This window comes from Salmonella sp. SAL03688 (genome assembly GCF_046551895.1).
GTDB lineage: Bacteria > Pseudomonadota > Gammaproteobacteria > Enterobacterales > Enterobacteriaceae > Salmonella > Salmonella enterica.
The window spans coordinates 1-20,455 of the sequence record NZ_JBGDVI010000013.1; the positions used below are offsets into that span (position 1 = coordinate 1).

A 20,455-nucleotide genomic window follows, 5' to 3' on the forward strand; every position below is an offset into this window, starting at 1 on the left:
AGGATAGAGGATAATCGCGTTGGGTGCGTTTGAACTCAGTCATCATCACGTTCTCCGGATTTAAGTCTGGAACGTGTCAACGCTATTCAGGACGGGTCAGAGTCAAGAAAAAAGGCGGCAGATTACTCTGTCGCCTTTTTTCTTTGCTTGCTTTCTGCTAGATTCCGCCTCAATTCTATACTGAATAAAACGGCTTAAAGATCTGACATCATGAAAAAACCAACCTCTGCACCGCGCAGTAAAGCCTTTGGCAAACAGCGTCGTAAAACGCGTGAAGAGTTAAACCAGGAGGCGCGCGACCGTAAACGCCTGAAAAAACATCGCGGTCATGCGCCGGGAAGTCGCGCGGCGGGCGGCAATTCCGCTTCGGGCGGCGGCAATCAGAATCAACAAAAAGATCCACGTATTGGCAGTAAAACACCTGTTCCATTGGGCGTGACTGAAAAAGTGACCCAACAGCATAAACCGAAAAGTGAGAAACCTATGCTTTCACCGCAGGCGGAGTTGGATTTACTGGAAACGGATGAGCGCCTGGATGCGCTGTTAGAACGTCTGGAAGCGGGCGAAACCCTGAGTGCGGAAGATCAAGCCTGGGTAGATGCCAAACTGGATCGTATTGATGAACTGATGCAGAAGCTTGGTCTGTCTTACGATGACGACGAAGAAGACGACGAAGAGGACGAGAAGCAGGAAGATATGATGCGCCTGCTAAGAGGCGGCAACTAACGGGTTTACACCGTGGGCTTGCCCGTCCTGCTTATAACCCTTCCGGTTATATGTTATCTGGTGTGGTTATTCGTTAAACTACAGCGATTGTCGCGGCGACAGAAATGGCTGCGCAGCCGGCTTGCCGCCCGTCATGGCGTGAAGCCGGTACGCCGTACCCGCCAGAGACGCCATCGGAAGGAGTGAGCATGTCTGAACAGCAAATAGACTGGGATCTGGCCCTGATCCAGAAATATAACTATTCCGGGCCACGATATACCTCGTACCCAACCGCGCTGGAGTTTTCTGAAGACTTCGAGGACGCCGCATTCTTGCAGGCTGTGGCGCGTTATCCTGAACGTCCGCTCTCGCTGTATGTGCATATCCCGTTTTGTCACAAGTTGTGTTATTTCTGCGGCTGCAACAAGATTGTCACCCGCCAACAGCATAAAGCTGACCAGTATCTTGACGCGCTTGAGCAGGAAATTCGCCATCGCGCGCCGCTGTTTGCAGACCGTCATGTCAGCCAGCTTCACTGGGGCGGCGGTACGCCTACTTACCTGAATAAAGCGCAAATCAGCCGCTTAATGACGCTGTTGCGTGAAAATTTCCACTTTAATACCGACGCGGAAATCTCGATCGAAGTCGATCCCCGTGAAATTGAGCTGGATGTGCTCGATCATTTACGTGCGGAAGGTTTTAACCGCCTGAGTATGGGCGTGCAGGACTTTAATAAAGAGGTGCAGCGCCTGGTTAACCGCGAGCAGGATGCAGAATTCATCTTTGCGCTGCTTAATCACGCCCGCGATATCGGCTTTACCTCGACCAATATCGATTTGATCTACGGTCTACCGAAACAGACGCCGGAAAGCTTCGCTTTCACGCTGAAGCGTGTGACGGAACTGAACCCCGATCGTTTGAGCGTCTTTAACTATGCGCATCTGCCAACGCTTTTTGCCGCCCAGCGTAAAATTAAAGATGCCGATTTACCCAGCGCGCAGCAGAAACTGGATATTTTGCAGGAGACGATCGTATCGCTTACTCAGGCTGGTTATCAGTTTATCGGGATGGACCATTTTGCCCGTCCGGACGACGAACTGGCCGTCGCGCAGCGCGAAGGCGTGCTGCACCGTAATTTTCAGGGCTATACGACCCAGGGCGATACCGATCTGCTGGGGATGGGGGTTTCTGCTATCAGCATGATTGGCGATGGCTACATGCAGAACCAGAAAGAGCTGAAGCGTTATTACCAGCAAGTGGATGAGCGGGGCAATGCGCTATGGCGTGGTATTACGCTGACCCGTGATGATTGCATTCGTCGCGATGTTATCAAGGCGCTGATTTGTAACTTCCGCCTGGATTTTAACGCTGTCGAACAGCAGTGGGGTTTGCATTTCGCTGAGTATTTTGCCGAAGATTTGCAGTTACTGTCGCCGCTGGCGAAAGATGGGCTGGTGGATATTAGCGAGAAGGGAATTCAGGTGACGGCGAAAGGTCGTTTGCTGATCCGCAATATCTGCATGTGCTTTGACGCGTATCTGCGCCAGAAAGCGCGGATGCAGCAGTTCTCGCGCGTCATTTAGCCGGGTTGCCCGGTGGCGCTGCGCTTACCGGGCCTACACGTTGCGACAACCTGTAGGCCGGATAAGCATTAGCGCCATCCGGCACATTGTCAGCTGAACAGTCCCACCAGCGCGGCACACAACACGGCGGCTAGCGCAGTTTGTGGCGTGTGGCTGTCGACCGCTCCACTCGATACCAGATTAATAATAGATTCTAACATAATGAATCCCCCCGTTTGCCGGGCATGATCATACTGAACTCATCGGAACAGTAAAGCGCAAAATAGCAGCGTTTTGCGCTCAATTATTAATCTTTACACTCGCGGGTAATGTTTACTCCATTCCCAGCTCTTTCAACTTCCGCGTTAGGGTGTTTCGCCCCCAACCGAGCAGCCTGGCGGCTTCCTGTTTATGACCCTGCGTATGGCGTAACGCCGTGGTCAGTAGCGTTCTTTCCAGTTCTGGCTGCGCTTCAGAAAGCAGGTTTTGATGACCGGATCGCAAGGCGCGGTCCGCCCATTGCGCCAGTAATGTAGCCCAGCTATCCGGCGGCAGGTGAGACGGGCTATCCGGCGCCGAGGCTTCAAACAGTTCGCCTGGTAAATCCTGGATCAATACCTCCTGTCCGGCGGCCATGACGGTGAGCCAGCGGCAGGTATTTTCTAACTGACGCACGTTACCAGGCCATGCCAGGCGTGTTAACGCCGTTTCGGTTTCTGGATGTAATAATTTGGCTTCCACGCCTAATTCACGGGCGGCGACCTGCAAAAAATGGCGCGCCAGGCGCGGAATATCCTCACGGCGTTCACGCAACGGCGGAAGATGGATACGAATCACGTTCAGGCGGTGGAACAGGTCTTCGCGGAATTTCCCTTCCTGAACGCGTCGTTCGAGGTTCTGGTGGGTGGCGGCGATAATGCGCACATCCACTTTTACCGGCGCGTACCCGCCCACACGGTAGAACTGTCCGTCAGCCAGCACGCGTAACAGACGAGTCTGGACATCCAGCGGCATATCGCCAATTTCGTCCAGAAACAGCGTGCCGCCGTCAGCCTGCTCGAAACGGCCCTGCCGGATGGTATTCGCCCCGGTAAAAGCGCCTTTCTCATGGCCAAACAGTTCGGATTCAATCAAATCTTTCGGGATGGCCGCCATATTGAGCGCGATAAACGGCGCTTTGGCGCGTGGGCTATGGCGATGTAGCGCATGGGCGACCAGTTCTTTACCGGTTCCTGATTCGCCGTTAATCAGCACGCTAATCGAAGAACGCGACAGCCGACCAATAATGCGAAACACATCCTGCATGGCGGGCGCTTCGCCTATCATGTCTGTTGTCGGGCCGTTAACCTCGATATTACGCGGCTGCTGCTGCTCCTGATAGTGGCTAATCGCGCGCTCGACCAGAGCGACGGCTTCATCAATATCAAACGGTTTAGGCAGATAATCAAACGCCCCCTGCTGATAGGCGCTCACGGCGGCATCTAAATCGGAATGCGCGGTCATAATGATGACCGGAAGCATCGGGTGACGCTGTTTAATCTGCTTTAATAGCGCCAGCCCGTCCATTCCCGGCATTCGGATATCCGACAGCAAGACGTCCGGCGTTTTACTGGCCAGCGCAGCCAGTACTTCATTACCATTCTCAAAGGTGGTACAGGTCAACCCTGCCCCGGCGAGAGCACGCTCAAGCACCCAACGGATGGAACTATCATCATCGACGACCCAGACTATTCCTCGTTGCATAAACACCTCTATTTCCGAATCGGCAGGTAAACCGAAAACTCGGTATGCCCCGGCCAACTGGTAAATTCAATTTTGCCGGCGTGTTGATCGATAAGATTGCGGGCGATAGATAACCCAAGCCCGGTGCCGCCTTCGCGACCGCTGACCATCGGGTAGAACAGCGTATCCTGTAAATGGGGAGGAATGCCCGGCCCATTGTCTTCAACGTCTATACGCGCCGCCAGGCGATAGCGTTCGCCATGCAGCGTTAACTGGAAGGCGGTACGCGTACGCAGCGTAATTTCGCCGCCTTCCGGCCCCAGCGCCTGCAAGGCATTGCGGACAATATTCAGCAGTACTTGCTCAATTTGTTCCGGGTCGTGCGGCAGTTCTGGCAGACTGGGGTCATAATCGCGGATAAGCCGGACATTATCCGGCAGTTCCATCGATACCAGCGCCACCACGCGCTCCGCGACTTTATGTATGCTCTCGGTAATGTGCATTCCCGGGTGCTGCGGCCCCAGCAAACGATCGACAAGGTTGCGTAGCCTGTCGGCCTGTTCAATGATGACTTTGGTATATTCCGTTAGCGCTGGGTCGGGCAGCGCCTTGCTGAGTAGCTGCGCCGCGCCGCGCAGGCCGCCGAGCGGATTTTTGATTTCGTGCGCCAGACCGCGCACCAGATCGCGGGCGGCGATTTGCTGCGCGTGCTGCAACTGCTCCTGACTCAGACGACGCTGGTTATCCATCGGCGCCATTTCGAGCAGTATAAAATCGTCGGGCAGACGTTGGGCGGTCAAAGAGAGAATATGCGAGCGACTATCAATCACCAGCGTCACTTCGTTATCGGTAAAGCCTTGTCCTGCCGCTAAACTTTCGCGCATCAGGTCAATGTTTAACGAAAAATAGCTCAACAGTTCAGGTAACGGCGTCCCGAACAGTTTGCGTGAGCTTTGCGCGAGCAACTGCTGCGCGGCAGGATTGGCGTAATGGATTGCCAGCGCGTCGTCGACCACTAGCACGCTGTTGATTAACGAATTGAGGATCTGCCCAGCATCGGGCTGTATGCCGCTTGCCATTCAGCAGTCTCCTGGAAAAGGTTGCACCATTTTAGTGCATTATAGCTTTTTACCACTAAAAAGCGCGTGAGATCAGATTGTTGGTGGAGAAAAAAGCCCATCCAGGGATGGGCTGAAAGTTTCCACGGCAACTCAAAAACTCCTGACGCCTTTCACGCTGCTGTTGTGTTGGCTGCTTTCGCTTACCCCAGTCACATCGCTATCTATGCTCCTGGGCATGTGCTCAGTTGCCGCCTTGCAGCAACGCGAAATTCGTCGGATTTTTAATATACGATTAAACGCTGTAGTACAGCTCAAACTCTACCGGGTGCGGGGTCATACGCACGCGGTCATCTTCTTCGCGACGCAGCGCAATATACGCATCGATCGCTTCATCCGTGAACACGCCGCCTGCTTTCAGGAACTCGCGGTCCAGGTCCAGCGCGTTCAGCGCTTCTTCCAGAGAACCCGCTACCTGTGGGATCTCTTTCGCTTCTTCCGGCGGCAGGTCATACAGGTTTTTGTCCATGGCTTCGCCCGGGTGAATCTTATTCTTAATCCCGTCCAGACCGGCCATCAGCAGGGCGGCAAAGCACAGATACGGGTTAGCCGCCGGGTCCGGGAAGCGAACTTCGATACGGCGCGCTTTCGGAGACGCCACCACCGGAATACGGATGGAGGCGGAACGGTTACGGGCGGAGTAGGCCAGCATCACCGGCGCTTCGTAACCCGGGACCAGACGCTTGTAGGAGTTGGTGGTCGGGTTCGCCAGGGCGTTGATGGCTTTGGCGTGTTTGATGACGCCGCCGATGTAGTACAGCGCTTGTTCAGACAGGCCGGCATATTTGTCGCCAGAGAACAGGTTGGTGCCGTTCTTCGCCAGAGACATGTGGCAGTGCATACCGGAACCGTTATCGCCGAACATCGGTTTTGGCATAAAGGTCGCGGTCTTACCGAAGCGGTGAGCCACGTTATGCACGACATATTTGTAAATCTGAATTTCGTCGGCTTTTTTGGTCATGGTGTTAAAGCGGGTCGCCACTTCGTTCTGACCTGCGGTCGCTACTTCGTGGTGGTGCGCTTCAACGACCAGGCCCATCTGCTCCATGACCAGACACATTTCAGAACGGATATCCTGCGCGGAGTCAACTGGCGGAACCGGGAAATAACCGCCTTTCACGCCCGGACGATGGCCTTTGTTGCCGCCTTCGTACTTGGTAGAGGAGTTCCAGGCGCCTTCAATATCGTCAATCGCCACATGTGAGCCGGAGATAGATGCGCCGAAGCGGATGTCGTCGAACAGGAAGAACTCAGGTTCCGGCCCAAACAGGACGGTATCGGCGATACCGGTCGCGCGCAGGTAGTCTTCCGCACGTTTTGCGATGGAACGTGGGTCACGGTCATAACCTTGCAGAGTGCCAGGCTCCAGGATGTCGCAACGGATAATCAGGGTAGAGTCCGCGAAGAACGGGTCAATCACTGCGGTGGATGCGTCTGGCATCAGCACCATGTCGGATTCGTTAATGCCTTTCCAGCCGCCGATAGAGGAGCCGTCAAACATTTTGCCTTCTTCAAAGAATTCGGCATTTACCTGATGAGCAGGAATCGTGACGTGCTGTTCTTTGCCTTTGGTATCGGTGAAGCGCAGATCGACAAACTTCACTTCGTGCTCGTTCAGCATCGTCAAAACGTGTTCAGCGGACATACTTGTACTCTCCCGGATTGGTCATGGTCGGTCGTCGTGGTAACGAGATCTTCAATTCTGCTGGCCGTGTCGCCGTAAAAATATAAAGCGAAATCTGTGCCAACTTTCACATTGCCCCCAAAAGGCGTTATCATGCGTACCATCGTGCAAAAGGGCTGCACCACGGTGACTATGTTGCACCAAAATAGTGCTTTAATGTGAACATTGAGCACCACATTGGTGCAATAGAACGCAAGCCACCCTTTTAACGCTCCGTGAAAGCGATCACAAAGAGACTCTGCAATACTTGTTTGCGGAGGATGTTTGTGATCCTGTTTTGTAGTGCGATTAATCCGTGTACAATAACGCGCTATTTCTAATGCCTGAGGCAAAGTTGTGATCGAAAATTTGCGTAACATCGCCATCATCGCGCACGTTGACCATGGTAAAACTACCCTGGTTGATAAGCTGCTCCAGCAATCCGGTACGTTCGACGCGCGTGCCGAAACTCAAGAGCGAGTGATGGACTCCAACGATTTGGAGAAAGAGCGTGGTATTACTATCCTCGCTAAAAACACCGCTATTAAATGGAATGATTACCGTATCAACATCGTTGATACTCCCGGGCACGCTGACTTCGGTGGTGAAGTAGAGCGCGTCATGTCCATGGTTGACTCTGTGCTGCTGGTGGTTGACGCATTTGACGGCCCGATGCCGCAAACGCGCTTCGTGACCAAAAAAGCCTTTGCTCATGGCCTGAAACCTATTGTGGTTATCAACAAAGTTGACCGTCCTGGCGCGCGCCCTGACTGGGTTGTTGACCAGGTATTCGACCTGTTTGTTAACCTCGACGCGACCGACGAACAGCTGGACTTCCCGATCATCTACGCTTCGGCGCTGAACGGTATCGCGGGTCTGGACCACGAAGATATGGCGGAAGACATGACCCCGCTGTATCAGGCGATCATTGATCATGTTCCGGCGCCGGACGTTGACCTCGATGGTCCGTTGCAGATGCAGATCTCCCAGCTGGACTACAACAACTACGTTGGCGTTATCGGCATCGGCCGTATCAAACGCGGCAAAGTGAAGCCGAACCAGCAGGTCACTATCATCGATAGTGAAGGGAAAACCCGTAACGCGAAAGTAGGTAAAGTGCTGACGCATCTGGGTCTGGAGCGTATCGACAGCGATATCGCCGAAGCGGGCGATATCATTGCGATCACCGGTCTGGGCGAGTTGAACATCTCCGACACCATCTGCGACCCGCAGAACGTTGAAGCGCTGCCGGCGCTGTCCGTTGATGAGCCGACCGTGTCTATGTTCTTCTGCGTTAACACCTCGCCGTTCTGCGGTAAAGAAGGTAAGTTTGTGACTTCTCGTCAGATTCTTGACCGTCTGAACAAAGAGCTGGTGCATAACGTGGCGCTGCGCGTTGAAGAAACCGAAGATGCGGATGCGTTCCGTGTATCCGGTCGTGGCGAACTGCACCTGTCCGTGCTGATTGAAAATATGCGTCGTGAAGGTTTCGAACTGGCGGTTTCCCGTCCGAAAGTTATCTTCCGTGAAATCGACGGTCGTAAACAAGAGCCGTACGAAAACGTGACGCTGGACGTCGAAGAGCAGCACCAGGGGTCTGTCATGCAGGCGCTGGGCGAGCGTAAAGGCGACCTGAAAAACATGAATCCGGACGGTAAAGGCCGCGTACGTCTCGACTACGTGATCCCAAGCCGTGGGCTGATTGGTTTCCGTTCAGAATTCATGACCATGACTTCCGGTACGGGTCTGCTGTACTCCACCTTCAGCCATTACGACGATATTCGTCCGGGTGAAGTGGGCCAGCGTCAGAACGGCGTACTGATCTCCAACGGTCAGGGTAAAGCGGTGGCGTTTGCGCTGTTCGGTTTGCAGGATCGCGGTAAGCTGTTCCTGGGTCACGGCGCGGAAGTTTACGAAGGCCAGATTATTGGTATTCACAGTCGCTCCAACGACCTGACGGTAAACTGCCTGACCGGTAAGAAACTGACCAACATGCGTGCGTCTGGTACGGATGAAGCGGTGATTCTGGTTCCGCCAATTAAAATGAGCCTTGAGCAAGCGCTGGAGTTCATTGATGACGACGAACTGGTAGAAGTCACCCCAACCTCTATCCGTATCCGTAAACGTCACCTGACGGAAAACGATCGCCGCCGTGCGAACCGTGGTCAGAAAGAAGAGTAATTAACGTTCTTACGGATAAAAACCCTGCCGAAATGAAAGCTCGGCGGGGTTTTTTTATTCACATTGATAAAGGGATAAGGTTGTCAAAAAATCAGCAATCGCTGGCGTATTATGCCGACCAATGACGCTATCCGCATACATCTTTGCCCGAGCGCAGGCATTCCCCATCGCGACGCCCAATCCGGCTAAACGTAGCATTTCCGCATCGTTATCATTATCGCCAAACGCCATCACTTCGCGCATTGCGATATGCTGTTGCTGTGCATATCTGGCGAGGCTTTGCCCTTTGCTACACCCCTTCTGGAGAATATCCAGTTGATGATGCCAGGACCAGGTACAGCTTAGCTGTAATTCATGCTGTATAAACTCAGCAATATTTTGTAGTTGTTTTATGTGCCGATGAACGATGCTGATTTGCCAAATATTCTCCCTACTGCTTAGCTCATCAGCCTGAAAGATTATTTTATCATCAGCACGAATTGTCGGTTTAAGCGGATATACCCGCGCCAGTATTTTTTCCGTTTGTAAGTGCGTCAGCGGCAGCGGATGAAGGACCTGCTGTTGAGCCGGTTGATAAATATAACTTCCGTTACAACAGATCATCGGTTCGGTGAGCGCCAGCGTTTGATAATACGCATAGGCTTCACGATGAGAGCGGCCGGTGACAAGCATTATTCGGCAGCCCATGTCCTGCATCTGACGGATGGCGGTTAGCGACTCTGGCAGAATTTGTTTATTACGGTTTAGCAGCGTTCCATCAAGATCAAAAGCGATTAAACGATATCGCATGAGCGCCCGATCCTAAAACAGCGTGAGGTATCCAGGTGATTCAGCAATGGAATATCGAGACGGTGCTGATAAGCGAGAAAACAGTGGCATTGTTTTGCCTGGCAGGCGGGAGAATTAAGCCGTTGCTGATATAAATTACCCATTTTAATTTTGCTGATATGACAAGCAAAAAGATCGCCTTCTGCATTCATAAAAATACTTTTTCTTCCTGCGGTACAGATATCCAGCTGCGCTGGCCACTGCTGCGTTTCAACCACATACAGCGGATCGAGTTCGCTGAAGGCGATGGTTTCCTCAACGGTATGCCGGGTATTGGCACACTCGTTGGCGTTAAACCAAAAATAATTCTGGTCAGGCAACCGCTGGCGTAGCCAACGAAACTGGTCGATATCTTTCATACTGGCGACAGCCCCCGCGCACCAGGTTATTCCGGCGGCAGAGAGCGCTAAACACTGCTGGAGAAAGCGCTCAGCGGTAATTTGTGAGGGATGAAAAGAACACCATAACCGAAGCTTTGAGATATCTCCGCTGCCGGCACGAAATGACTCCAGCAATGACATTAACGAAAAAGAGGCGTTAGTTTGTATGCCGACCGCCTGAACATGAGGATAGCGGCTAATTTCTGCCAGCGCCGCCATGTAATAACGCAAGCGTAGCGCCTCGCCATAAGGCGTAATCATCACATTCAACGGCGTACCTAAAAGAGGCAAATGGTCAACCATGCGCCATAGCGCGGCTTCGTCCCGTTTTTTATCGTTACGGGCGTGTTTATGGAACGGGCAATAGCCGCAATGATAATTACACGATTTAAGATAGCCGCGATAAAACAGCGTGTGAATATCGCGCAGGGCGGGGGCGCTCATCTCTGCCGATTCTCCCGTAGCATCACCTCAGGCGAAACGAACACAGGAGCAAGGCAATCGGATAATGCCATACCGGTCTCCGTTAGCCGGAGGCGACTGCCATTCTGATAACAGTAACCTTGCTGTATAAAGCGTTCCAGGTCGGGGAAATCCCTTAGCGCATCGCTGGCAAAATATTGCTGATAATCGCTAAGAGAAAGTCCCTGCCAGAAAAATAGATTTTTAATGATAAAGCGGCGTTTCATTTCATCAGGGGGGAGCAGATAACCGTGATGAATGACGGTTTTATCCGGGCTGTCGATAAACGCCTGAATGATTTTTCGTGATGTTTGCAGGTTCGACGACCACGGCGAACAGTAATGCAGATTGCCAAGATAACTTCTGCCGCCCGCGCCGAGCGCCAGTGAGTTTTCAAATCCGCAGCTTTCCGCCGCGGCGGATGGCGCTGGATTAAGGACGAAACGGCGCATGGACGTTTGGGTGTAGCCCGCGTTGCGTAAAAGATCGCGGGCTAAAACGTAGTAGCTATGCATATTTTCCTGGCGAGGCATATTATAAAGCGGATAAAGGAACAGCTCTTCCGGTTGATAAACGAGCGCCTGATGTAACGATTCCGTCAGGCTTGCGTGAGTCTGGCCGGGAATGCCGTAAATAATATCAATATTGAGTGATGGAAAATGACCCGCCTTTAGCCATTCCAGCGCCTGGTGCGCGCTGGCGGCATTGTGGCGGCGATGCAGCGTATGTAACTCGCTATCATGAAAACTTTGTACGCCAATACTGACGCGATTAACGGAAAAGGCGTTTAATAGCGCTACTTTTTCTGCCGTGGTATCCGTAGGGGAAGTTTCAATTGTTTTATAAATATTCCAGTCAACATTGAGCACATCAAAGACGGAAAAAAATAACTTCTCTAATTGCGCAATGTTTAATAGCAGAGGTGTGCCGCCGCCTACGGTAAAGCTTGCCCAGTGGACGGGCGCCAGCGCCATTTGTTGGCCCTGGGTAATAATCGCGTCGATATAGCTATCAATGAACGTATTCTCTGCGCCAGTGCAGGTAAATAAATTACAGAACCCGCAGCGACTTTGACAAAACGGCATATGAACATACAGATGTGTGTCGTGCTCGTAAATCCGCGGTTTTACTTCGCTAAAGCTGACGTTCTCCAGCTCCCGATAAGCCGTCTTATGCGGATAACTGTACATATACTGACGATAAATATCATTGTTATTCATATTAATGATTACAGCTCAGCAAGAAATGCATATAGGGAACGGTATTAACGATCGGATGATTAAAACTATGGAAATATTTCCCGTCTTCGCCATAGCAGGTACCGTGATCGGAACAGATAATAACGAACGTTTCGCCGCCGGTTTGGCGGAAAATGTTCAGTAATCCGTCGATGCGGGCGTCGATATAGCGTAGCGCGGCGGCATGGGTCTCAACGGTATCGCCAGGGGCCGCGCCCTCAACGTAAAAATGGTTAGGGTAATGAATCGTGTCGATATTGATATACATCATGACCGGTTGGCTGCCAGCACGCTCGGCCATGATTTTCTGGATATAATGGATCTGGTTATCCATACTTTCTTTAACCGTACAGGCAAAGCGTGGATGCCAGTAACTCTCTTTAAACATCGACGGGAACACTTTTCCCATGCCGGAGCGGTTATTAAAGAAAGAGACGCCGCCAATACAGATGGTCTGGTAGCCTTTATTTTCCAGACTTTTTATCCATGTTGCGTCATCAAAGGCAAATGCATTTTTCGGCCCTTTACGACCAAGTCCGATATCTTTTGGGAAAAACAGCATGGTCTGATTAACGGTATCATCAATAGGTTTTGGCATAAAACCTGAAAACATGGCGTGATGCGAAGGCCAGGTAAAATTACCGGCCGCTTCGCATTTCGTCCATTGTCCATAATGATTAAGGTTGGGCGTATTTCCGGCGGTTTGTTCCTGAAGCGCAATGTCGTAGCGTAACGAGTCCAGCACAATAAAAAGAATATGAGCGTTATTACTAATTAGCGCATTCATATCGAATTCGCCATCGCCTGTGTCAATCGACGCGTGCAGCGAGACGGGGACTTCATCCATTGAATTATACATTTTGCTTCCTCATGGCCCGGATTTGCGCCTGATAAATTAGATTATTCTGCTGCGCATCCTGATAAATCAAATCACCCTGGCCATTAATTTCAATAATATACGGCGTCAGGCTGGTGGTAAGTAAAACATCAATACCCGCTAAGCGAATGCCAGGGAAAAGTCGCATGGCATTTTGACAGAGCGTATCGATCTCAGTCACTTTTGCGGCAGATAACTCCAGACTTTCGAAGCAGTAAGCCTGGTTTTGCAGATGTAAGTTAGTAATGGGCTGCGAGGAGGTTCTGACCACTCGCCAGATAATTTCGCCATCCAGGCAGACGATGCGTAAATCATAGGTTTTATGCTTTACGCTGGCTTTGGGCAGCCACTGTTCGACGAGGTTTTCCTGCTGAAGAACGCCATCAATAATGAGCTGGATATCTTCTTTCTGACGATACTGTTGGATTTTTTTGCTGTTAAATAGCTGTTGCCCTGATATGGCAATCGCGCTGTAAAGCACCTGCTTTATGCCATCGGGGTGGCGGCGCAAAGCGATAACGCCCGCCGCGCCAGAACCCAGCGAGGGCTTAATGAACACGCTGGCGATCCTTTTTTCCTCCATGATGGCGGTGAGCTGTGCAAAACTTTTTACGTCTTCCGCTACCAACGGCGGCGTGGGGATGCCGTGTTCCAGTAAGCGCCGCTTGCAGCGTTTTTTATCCAACAGGTGAATGAGGCCCGCCGGATGGTTAAGCCAGGTGACGCCAGGACGCGCCGCCATGTTCTGCAAAAAATGGATATAGTCCAGACCGATCGCGTTTATTTTGCGGATGTCTGTTTCACTGTGTACTGGCGGGTCGATTTTAACGATGCCAGAGGTCAGCGAAGCGTCCAGCGCTTGCGGATGAGTCAGCGCCGTGACGGGTTCCCCAAGTACGGCGGCAGCCTGCATAAAATAATGCGTGCGCTTGCTCTGACGGGGGCCAATGAGCGTAATCACAATAAATCCCTTTATCGTTGAGTAGGGGAATGTGCACATTCCCCTACTCAATCACTCGGTGTACATCGCATTCATATAAATATCGCCATCGTAATCATCAGGCTCCAGAGCTTCTGAAAGATTCAGGTTTATCGGCAGTGTGGCTTTTAGCTTTTCCTGCATCTCCGGCGTCAAATAGTGGTGGTGGAGATCGAGTGTTTCCAGATGCGCAATTCGGTCTTTATGCTCCAGCAGCGCCTCTGCGCCGTTGTCCGTTAAGGTACCGCATGAGAGTTCCAGCACGTTAAGCTGCGGCAGGATATTACTTTCCAGCACCCGGCGGGCGATATCATCTTGCTCTTCGCTGTTCATCAACCCCAGATGGGTGAGCTGAGGGAAAAGATCTTTCGATGCCAGCGCCATCACGTCATCCAGCGAACCGTCAAAACCGTATCCCTCTACGCCCAGGAAGAGCTTCAGCGTTTTTAATGCAGGGAGCTGCGCATTTTGTAGTTCGGCAAGTACGTTAGAAGGGATGCCGCCGGAAATGATTTCCAGGTGCTCCAGTTTCTCATGATGTATAGCGCCCAGTCGCAGATCCGACGCGCCTTTAATAATCAGTTCTTTCAGATTGGGTAACGCCGCATAGAGCCTGGAATAGTCACCTTGTTTAATCCAGGAGATCTCGCAGTCTTCGCTCTCCATATCACCGATAAACAGTGATTCCAGGTGAGTAAAGCGGGGGGCGTTCTCCACAATCATATCAATAATAGGCTGGCAGGTTTCGTCTTCCCAACAATCACCCCAGTTACCAATGGTCAGTGAGCGAAGCTTTGGCAGATCTTCATCGGTTAAAATCAAATTAATGAGCTGTTCCTGGGTTAATTCATTGTCCCAATCAATATTAAATCGCTTATTCATTTGTTTCCCTTCTCTATAAGCATGAATATGGTAAAACGCTTTGCGAATATTATCATGGCGCTTAGAGGAGGGATATCGGGAGTCTGATTCAGGATGAATGAGCGGGCAGAACAACTACCCGCTGTGATGCAGATTCGGAAAATAGAGGCGATAATATCAGAAGAAATACTTCGCCCCGATACGAATCTGGTTTTGCTCTCTATGGTAGGGGCCCACGTTACGATCTAACCAGCGTAATTCAAAATAGGGCAACCAGTGTTCATTGATACGATAACGGAAGGTATTGGTGATTTCCCAATGATGCTTCGTACCATTACTACTATTAAAATCATTAATATTATAAAAATAGTGTGGTTCAAAGGTATAAGAAAATTTATCGGTAATGATGAAATTCCAATAGTTACCGATTTCATAGCTGTCATTATTATCCAGTTCGCCATTCAAATCGGTTGAACTATAATTATTGTGATTATATCGGTTACGTACCGTAAGATTAAACCACGGGGTAAATTTATAGTTAACATCCAGATAGACGGCGCCGCCGGAACCAATGCTTTTGTCGTTTATTAACCCGCCAGGCTGGATGGTTAATTTATCTGTAGGTTTAAATAACGGATACCAACCCTCAATCTCATTATAACCGTGCTTTAATTCATCATCACGCTGTAGCGTATAGGTATTGGTCAACATAATTCCGGCCCCCATATCGGAGTTATAGCCGACGCGCAGCATAAACTCCATTTGGTCAGACGCCAGGTTATAGGCCTCACGGTTTTCTACATAAGCGCCAGCAAAAACAGAGGTGGATATTACTGAAGTTAATATCACTAGAGTATTCAGAGATTTCATAATAAATCCATTTTTCAAATATAGGGAAGCCGCCACCCATCGGGATGGATAAAGCGGCAAGCGTCGTTTAATTATTTACAGTAGAAATACTTTGTTTATTATTAGTCGCGACAATTTGATTACCTGTTTTCTTTCGTTGGGCAATTTCCTCGATAATAAAAGCGAAACGTTGTTCATTGAGCTTATAAAAAAAGCCCATCGTTAGTGCTGCGATAATGGCAAGACCGCAAGGCCATAAAAAAATGAGCTGACGCAAACCAAGCAACGTGGTGTCACTTTGAGCTATGTTGGGGATATAACCGATTTGCGTCAGCATAATACCTGGCAAAAAGCCAGCAAGCGCAGCGGAAATTTTGCGGGAAAAGGTATAACCCGTATACACCGAGCCTTCAGCACGAATACCCGTTTTCCATTCACCGTAGTCAACCGTATCCGGAACCAGCGCCCAGTTCAGGCTGTTGACGAAAGCGGTACCGAAGAAGGCGATACAAGAGAAAATAACAAACAGGAATGACGTTCCACCCCAGATAAAATTCAGAATATCGCCAACAGCCCACAATATCAGACCACCAAGATAAACCTGTTTTTTCCCGAAGCGTTTTACCGCAGCAGGTACTAATAAAACCCCAATCAGGATACAGCCCATGCTGAAAAAACCCATCCATGACAACAAATGAATATCGTTCAGCACGTACTGAGTGTAATAAACCTGAATGGCTAGCTTAATATTAAAGGCAGCCAGCGTGCACAAATTGGCAACGCAGAGCACCAGCAGCGGCGGATTACGAAAAATCGCGCAGAAGGACTTCAATATGCTGGGTTTATGCGTGTCAGGTACGGTTTCGATATACCGTTCTTTCACCCCGCTAAAGCACCACCACATGCTGAACAGCCCGCAGACCGAAAAAATGACTGCTGCAATCAGATAACCCAGCGAAGGGGAACGGGTAAACAGCGCCTGAATGGGCATAAAACCTACAGTACAAAGAAGAAGGCCAATGGTAGCGCCGCCTTGTCGCCATGCGGCGAGCTGGGCGCGCTCATGCGGATTTTTGGTAATAGCGGGTACCATCGCGCCGTATGAGCAGTTCATCAGGCTGTAGAACAGACCGAACAACATAAACAGCACCGTCGCGAAGGCTGTTTTAACGGGTAAAGTAAAGTGAGTGGCAAAGAATTGCGCAGTAGCAACCAGAGCTACCGGAAATGACGCATACAGAATAAAAGGCCGAAACTTTCCTTTTGCGCCAATATTACGGCGTGAGTCCAGCAATACGCCGGTGAGCATATCGGTAAAAGCGGTGAAGAATTTCGCCACCAGAAAGATAATTCCACCGTAATATGCAGGCATCCCGAGTTCATCGGTATAAAACTTCAGTAGATACAGCGTACCGATACACAGCATCAGATTTGAGCCGAAATCGCCCACGCCATAGGCGCATTTTTCCCGCAGGCTCAACTTTAGCGTTAGCGGATCATGATTAGACATAATCGCCTCTCAAAACGCCCCGCAGGGCGTTATATTTTATTGTTGTTAAACCGTATGTTTCCGGGCCTCAATCTCTTCCACAATTCGCACGTACATCTTCTCGTTGAGGTTGTAGAAACAGCCCATCGCAATAATGGTGATGACCGCCAGCACGCAAGGATAAATAAAGATCAACTGGCGTAGGCCTTCGACGGTGCCTGCCGATTGCACCACATTCGGGATATAACCGATTTGCGTCAGCATCCAGCCGGGGAAGAACCCTGCCAGCGCCTGGGAGACCTTACGGAAGAACGTGAAGCCGGTGTAAACCGTCCCTTCCGAGCGGACGCCGGTGCGCCATTCACCGTACTCCACCGTGTCGGAAACCAGCGCCCAGTTCAGGCTGTTGACGAAGGCGGAACCGAAGAACGCCAGGCAGGAGAAGGCGACAAAACTGACCGAGCCGCCGCCAAAGAAGTAGTTGAGCAGATCGCCCGCCACCCATATTAACAGCCCGCCGATATAGACTTTCTTCTTGCCAAAACGCCTTACTGCGCCGGGCATCAAAAAGACGCCGATAAAAATACAGCCCATGCTAAAGAAGCCCATCCAGGAGAGGAGGATCGGGTCGTTAAGAACGTACTGGGTGTAATAAACCTGAATCGCCAGTTTGACGTTGAAGGCGCCGAGAGTACAAAGGTTGGCGATACACAGAATAAACAGCGGACGGTTACCGGCGATGGCACGGAACGACTGCAATAATCCGGGCTTTTGCGCGTTATCGACAAGTTTCACTTCGACGTAGCGCTCTTTAACGCCGGCGTAGCACAGCCACATAAATAGCAGGCCAAACAATGAAAATAGCGTGGCGGCGAAAATATAGCTGAGCTGGGCATTGCCTTCGATCAGGTTCATGACCGGCACAAAGCCAACGGTACACAGCAGCAGGCCGAGAGTGGCGCCGCCCTGACGCCAGGCGGCAAGCGAGGCGCGTTCATCCGGGTTCTTGGTAATCGCGGGCACCATCGCGCCATACGAGCAGTTCATCATGCTGAAAACCAGCCCGTACAGCATAAACAGCATCGTTGCGACGACGGTTTTTCCCGTCACCTCAAACGGTGTGCCGACAAAGTTAGCAATCGCCAGTAGCGTTACCGGAAATGCCGCGTAAAGCACGAACGGGCGGAATTTGCCCTTCGGACCAATTTTACGCCGCGAGTCGAGCATAATGCCGGTACCCATATCGGTAAATGCGGTAAAAAATTTGGCGATCAGGAAAATGATCCCGCCGTAAGTCCCTGGTAAACCCAGCACATCGGTATAAAATTTGAGTAAATAGAGGGTCCCGATATCTAACAGGATATTGGAACCTAAATCCCCCAGTCCATAGGCAAGTTTTTCTTTAAACGGCAAGCGTAGGGTTGCCGGATTCGATGATGTTTGACTCATTATTCTTCTCCATTTGCCCGCAGGTTTCCCTGCGGGCGAGCCGTATTAGATATTCCGTAAAGAAGCAAAAAGTGAAGCCCACTCGCTCTTCGCGCGATAGAAGACCGGCGGTTTGCCAATGGGCGCATCCACGGTAATGTCACCGCCGTGGTGAGCTTCGCCGGTCCAGATATTCACCCAGTGATCTTCCGGCAGGTACAGCGTCCAGTCGCAACGCCCCTGCTCGTGAACCGGCGCGACCAGCAGATCCTGACCGAGCAGATATTGATATTTCAGGGTGTAGGTTGCGGCATCGTTCTCGTAGTGCAGGAATAGCGGACGCATGACCGGCAGACCGGTAGCCGCGTTTTGCGCCACCGCCTGCTTGAGATACGGTTTCAGCGTGGTAAAGACGGTGGTCATGCGGGCAAAGTGGGCAATAGTTTCCGCGTCGCCGTCGAACTGCCAGTTATCGCCGGGGCGGTTGCCTTCATGGGTGCGCATCATCGGCGTAAAGGCGCTGAAATCGCACCAGCGCAGCAGCAACTCTTTGCTGCGTTTCATGTCAAACAGGGTGGTGTAGCCGCCGATATCGCTGTGATGCAGACCATGGCCGGTCATCGCCAGCGACAATGCCGCAGGCACTACAGAGGCCAGACCATCATCAAGGCTCCAGTCAACGTTCTGGTCGCCTGCCCACATCATGGTGGAATATTTCTGACTGCCGGTGTAACCCGCACGCATAAAGAACAGGATCTCGCCGAGTTTGCCGGTCTCCTGTAGCGCTTCGTAGTTACATTTCGCCCACAGCGCAGGCCAGGCGTTATGCATGATCTCGGCGCTGACGCCGTTGTGCAGATACGTGTCGGTCGGCAGATATTCGCCGAAATCCGCCATCCAGCCGCTGCAGCCGAGCGCGATCATGTTCTTTTTGATGACGTCTTTGAACCAGTCGTAAGCTTCAGGATTGGTCAGATCGACCACGCCGCCATAGAATTCGCCAAACTCGACCAGATAGTCGCCGCCCGTGGCGTCTTTCGCCAGATAGCCGTGTTTCGCCGCCTCAGCGCAGAGGTCTTTATCACTGGCGACGTATGGGTTGATATAAGAGAGGAACTGGACGCCTTCTTCTTTCCACTGTTTGATCCGGCTATCCAGCTGTGGATAGTTGTCGCTATTCCACTTCCAGTTCCACATCACGCGTTTGCCAAAGGAGGTCATGCGGATACCGGACCAGTCCTGCGCCCAAATACCGTTCACTTTTACGCCTGCGTTGCGCATGGTATCCAGTTTTTGCTGACAAACTTCCGTACCGCCCTGAATGCCTAGCGTGACGCCGTCATAAACCCAGTCCGGCAGCTCCGGCTGGCGGCCTAACAGCGCAGTCAGTTTTTCCAGCAGGGCGATGTAGGTGTCGGCACACTCAAAACGCAGCGTAGTTTTATCTTCCCACAGCGCCAGTTCGTGATACTCCGGCGCGCTGAAGTCGAAATTCATATAGCAGCTATTATCGACGTGGCAGTAATACTTCTGCGTGCTGACAAAGGTTGGCTGGGGGAAGAAGGTCCAGTAATAGTCGCCGCCGGCGTTCTCTTTACAGTCTGCCTGCCAGGTGACATAGCTGGTTTTATTACGGCCAACGCCCTGTTCGCTGGTCCACAGCGGGAACGGCTTGCCGCGCAAATCGAAATAAGAGAACTGTTCGCCGCAGCCGTAGATATGGTCGTCTGGATTAGCCGCGAGGCGTAACCAGATACGGTTATGGTGCAGGTCGTCGTTTTGCAGATCCAGCTTCAGGCGTCCCGCCTCATCGGCGGAGATGCGAAGGGTGGCGCTAATTGTTGCGCCACGGCTGAATTGTACCAGCCAGCCGTCGGGTAGCTCGCTGACCGTGGCCTCTGTTAATGCAATCTTCTCGTTAAGTTTGTCTTTGATACTAAAGTTGCCGCGGAACATATCAATGTCGGCAACGCCCGCGCCAATCCACAGACAGGGGTTTTCGGCGCTGTGGCGTAAAATCAGGCGCTGCTGCCAGTTAAGCGCAAAACCATCCTGTGATGTTGTCAGTTCAAAATCGGTTGACCGTTGTGGTAGAGAATTCATTGTAATCTCC

17 protein-coding genes are annotated in these 20,455 nt (G+C 51.4%); 3 read left to right on the forward strand and 14 right to left on the reverse strand.

Annotated elements, in window-relative coordinates; all coding sequences use genetic code 11:
- Positions 1 to 210: 210 nt before the first annotated feature.
- Positions 211 to 726, forward strand: coding sequence for a Der GTPase-activating protein YihI (gene yihI, locus ACLJR2_RS14220; protein WP_000743292.1), 516 nt, complete (start codon positions 211 to 213; stop codon positions 724 to 726).
- Between the two features lie 188 nt (positions 727 to 914).
- Positions 915 to 2,288: an oxygen-independent coproporphyrinogen III oxidase gene (gene hemN, locus ACLJR2_RS14225; RefSeq protein WP_000003516.1), complete on the forward strand. Its 1,374-nt coding sequence runs from the start codon at positions 915 to 917 to the stop codon at positions 2,286 to 2,288.
- Between the two features lie 89 nt (positions 2,289 to 2,377).
- On the opposite strand, the gene ACLJR2_RS14230 is transcribed toward hemN, so the two are convergent.
- The 4 genes from ACLJR2_RS14230 to glnA all read right to left on the reverse strand — a co-directional run bounded on the left by ACLJR2_RS14230 (position 2,378) and on the right by glnA (position 6,752).
- Positions 2,378 to 2,488, reverse strand: coding sequence for a YshB family small membrane protein (locus ACLJR2_RS14230; protein WP_001578131.1), 111 nt, complete (start codon positions 2,486 to 2,488; stop codon positions 2,378 to 2,380).
- Between the two features lie 112 nt (positions 2,489 to 2,600).
- Positions 2,601 to 4,010: a nitrogen regulation protein NR(I) gene (gene glnG / locus ACLJR2_RS14235; RefSeq protein ID WP_001188782.1), complete on the reverse strand. Its 1,410-nt coding sequence runs from the start codon at positions 4,008 to 4,010 to the stop codon at positions 2,601 to 2,603.
- A gap of 8 nt (positions 4,011 to 4,018) precedes the next feature.
- Positions 4,019 to 5,068 (reverse strand): nitrogen regulation protein NR(II), encoded by a 1,050-nt coding sequence (gene glnL / locus ACLJR2_RS14240; protein ID WP_000146194.1) that lies wholly within the window; start codon positions 5,066 to 5,068, stop codon positions 4,019 to 4,021.
- Between the two features lie 274 nt (positions 5,069 to 5,342).
- Complete coding sequence (gene glnA / locus ACLJR2_RS14245; RefSeq protein ID WP_001271699.1) at positions 5,343 to 6,752, reverse strand: glutamate--ammonia ligase; 1,410 nt, start codon at positions 6,750 to 6,752, stop codon at positions 5,343 to 5,345.
- Between the two features lie 375 nt (positions 6,753 to 7,127).
- Here glnA and typA point away from each other — a divergent pair, with 375 nt between their 5' ends.
- Positions 7,128 to 8,951: a ribosome-dependent GTPase TypA gene (gene typA / locus ACLJR2_RS14250; RefSeq protein WP_000572060.1), complete on the forward strand. Its 1,824-nt coding sequence runs from the start codon at positions 7,128 to 7,130 to the stop codon at positions 8,949 to 8,951.
- 54 nt (positions 8,952 to 9,005) lie between these two features.
- On the opposite strand, the gene ACLJR2_RS14255 is transcribed toward typA, so the two are convergent.
- The 10 genes from ACLJR2_RS14255 to ACLJR2_RS14300 all read right to left on the reverse strand — a co-directional run bounded on the left by ACLJR2_RS14255 (position 9,006) and on the right by ACLJR2_RS14300 (position 20,445).
- Entirely contained in the window at positions 9,006 to 9,740 is a 735-nt protein-coding gene (locus ACLJR2_RS14255; RefSeq protein WP_001270599.1) for a Cof-type HAD-IIB family hydrolase, read from the reverse strand.
- Complete coding sequence (locus ACLJR2_RS14260) at positions 9,725 to 10,603, reverse strand: STM4011 family radical SAM protein (protein ID WP_001534602.1); 879 nt, start codon at positions 10,601 to 10,603, stop codon at positions 9,725 to 9,727. The genes ACLJR2_RS14255 and ACLJR2_RS14260 overlap by 16 nt, the downstream gene beginning before the upstream one ends.
- Positions 10,600 to 11,841 carry an STM4012 family radical SAM protein gene (locus tag ACLJR2_RS14265; RefSeq protein WP_001062059.1) on the reverse strand — a complete coding sequence of 414 codons (1,242 nt, stop codon included), beginning with the start codon at positions 11,839 to 11,841 and terminating at the stop codon, positions 10,600 to 10,602. The genes ACLJR2_RS14260 and ACLJR2_RS14265 overlap by 4 nt, the downstream gene beginning before the upstream one ends.
- Position 11,842: 1 nt before the next feature.
- On the reverse strand, positions 11,843 to 12,718 hold the full coding sequence (locus ACLJR2_RS14270; protein WP_000282793.1) for an STM4013/SEN3800 family hydrolase: 876 nt from the start codon (positions 12,716 to 12,718) through the stop codon (positions 11,843 to 11,845).
- Positions 12,711 to 13,736: an STM4014 family protein gene (locus ACLJR2_RS14275; protein WP_015633192.1), complete on the reverse strand. Its 1,026-nt coding sequence runs from the start codon at positions 13,734 to 13,736 to the stop codon at positions 12,711 to 12,713. The genes ACLJR2_RS14270 and ACLJR2_RS14275 overlap by 8 nt, the downstream gene beginning before the upstream one ends.
- Before the next feature lie 12 nt (positions 13,737 to 13,748).
- On the reverse strand, positions 13,749 to 14,597 hold the full coding sequence (locus ACLJR2_RS14280) for an STM4015 family protein (RefSeq protein ID WP_001042086.1): 849 nt from the start codon (positions 14,595 to 14,597) through the stop codon (positions 13,749 to 13,751).
- Between the two features lie 156 nt (positions 14,598 to 14,753).
- Entirely contained in the window at positions 14,754 to 15,446 is a 693-nt protein-coding gene (ompL, locus tag ACLJR2_RS14285; RefSeq protein ID WP_000838827.1) for a porin OmpL, read from the reverse strand.
- 67 nt (positions 15,447 to 15,513) lie between these two features.
- Positions 15,514 to 16,935, reverse strand: a complete 1,422-nt coding sequence (locus ACLJR2_RS14290; RefSeq protein WP_000064888.1) for an MFS transporter — start codon at positions 16,933 to 16,935, stop codon at positions 15,514 to 15,516.
- A gap of 45 nt (positions 16,936 to 16,980) precedes the next feature.
- The gene (locus ACLJR2_RS14295; protein WP_000084249.1) at positions 16,981 to 18,363 is read right to left on the reverse strand and encodes an MFS transporter; all 1,383 of its coding nucleotides are present in this window, start codon (positions 18,361 to 18,363) and stop codon (positions 16,981 to 16,983) included.
- 45 nt (positions 18,364 to 18,408) lie between these two features.
- Entirely contained in the window at positions 18,409 to 20,445 is a 2,037-nt protein-coding gene (locus tag ACLJR2_RS14300) for an alpha-glucosidase (protein ID WP_001087017.1), read from the reverse strand.
- Between the last annotated feature and the right edge of the window lie 10 nt (positions 20,446 to 20,455).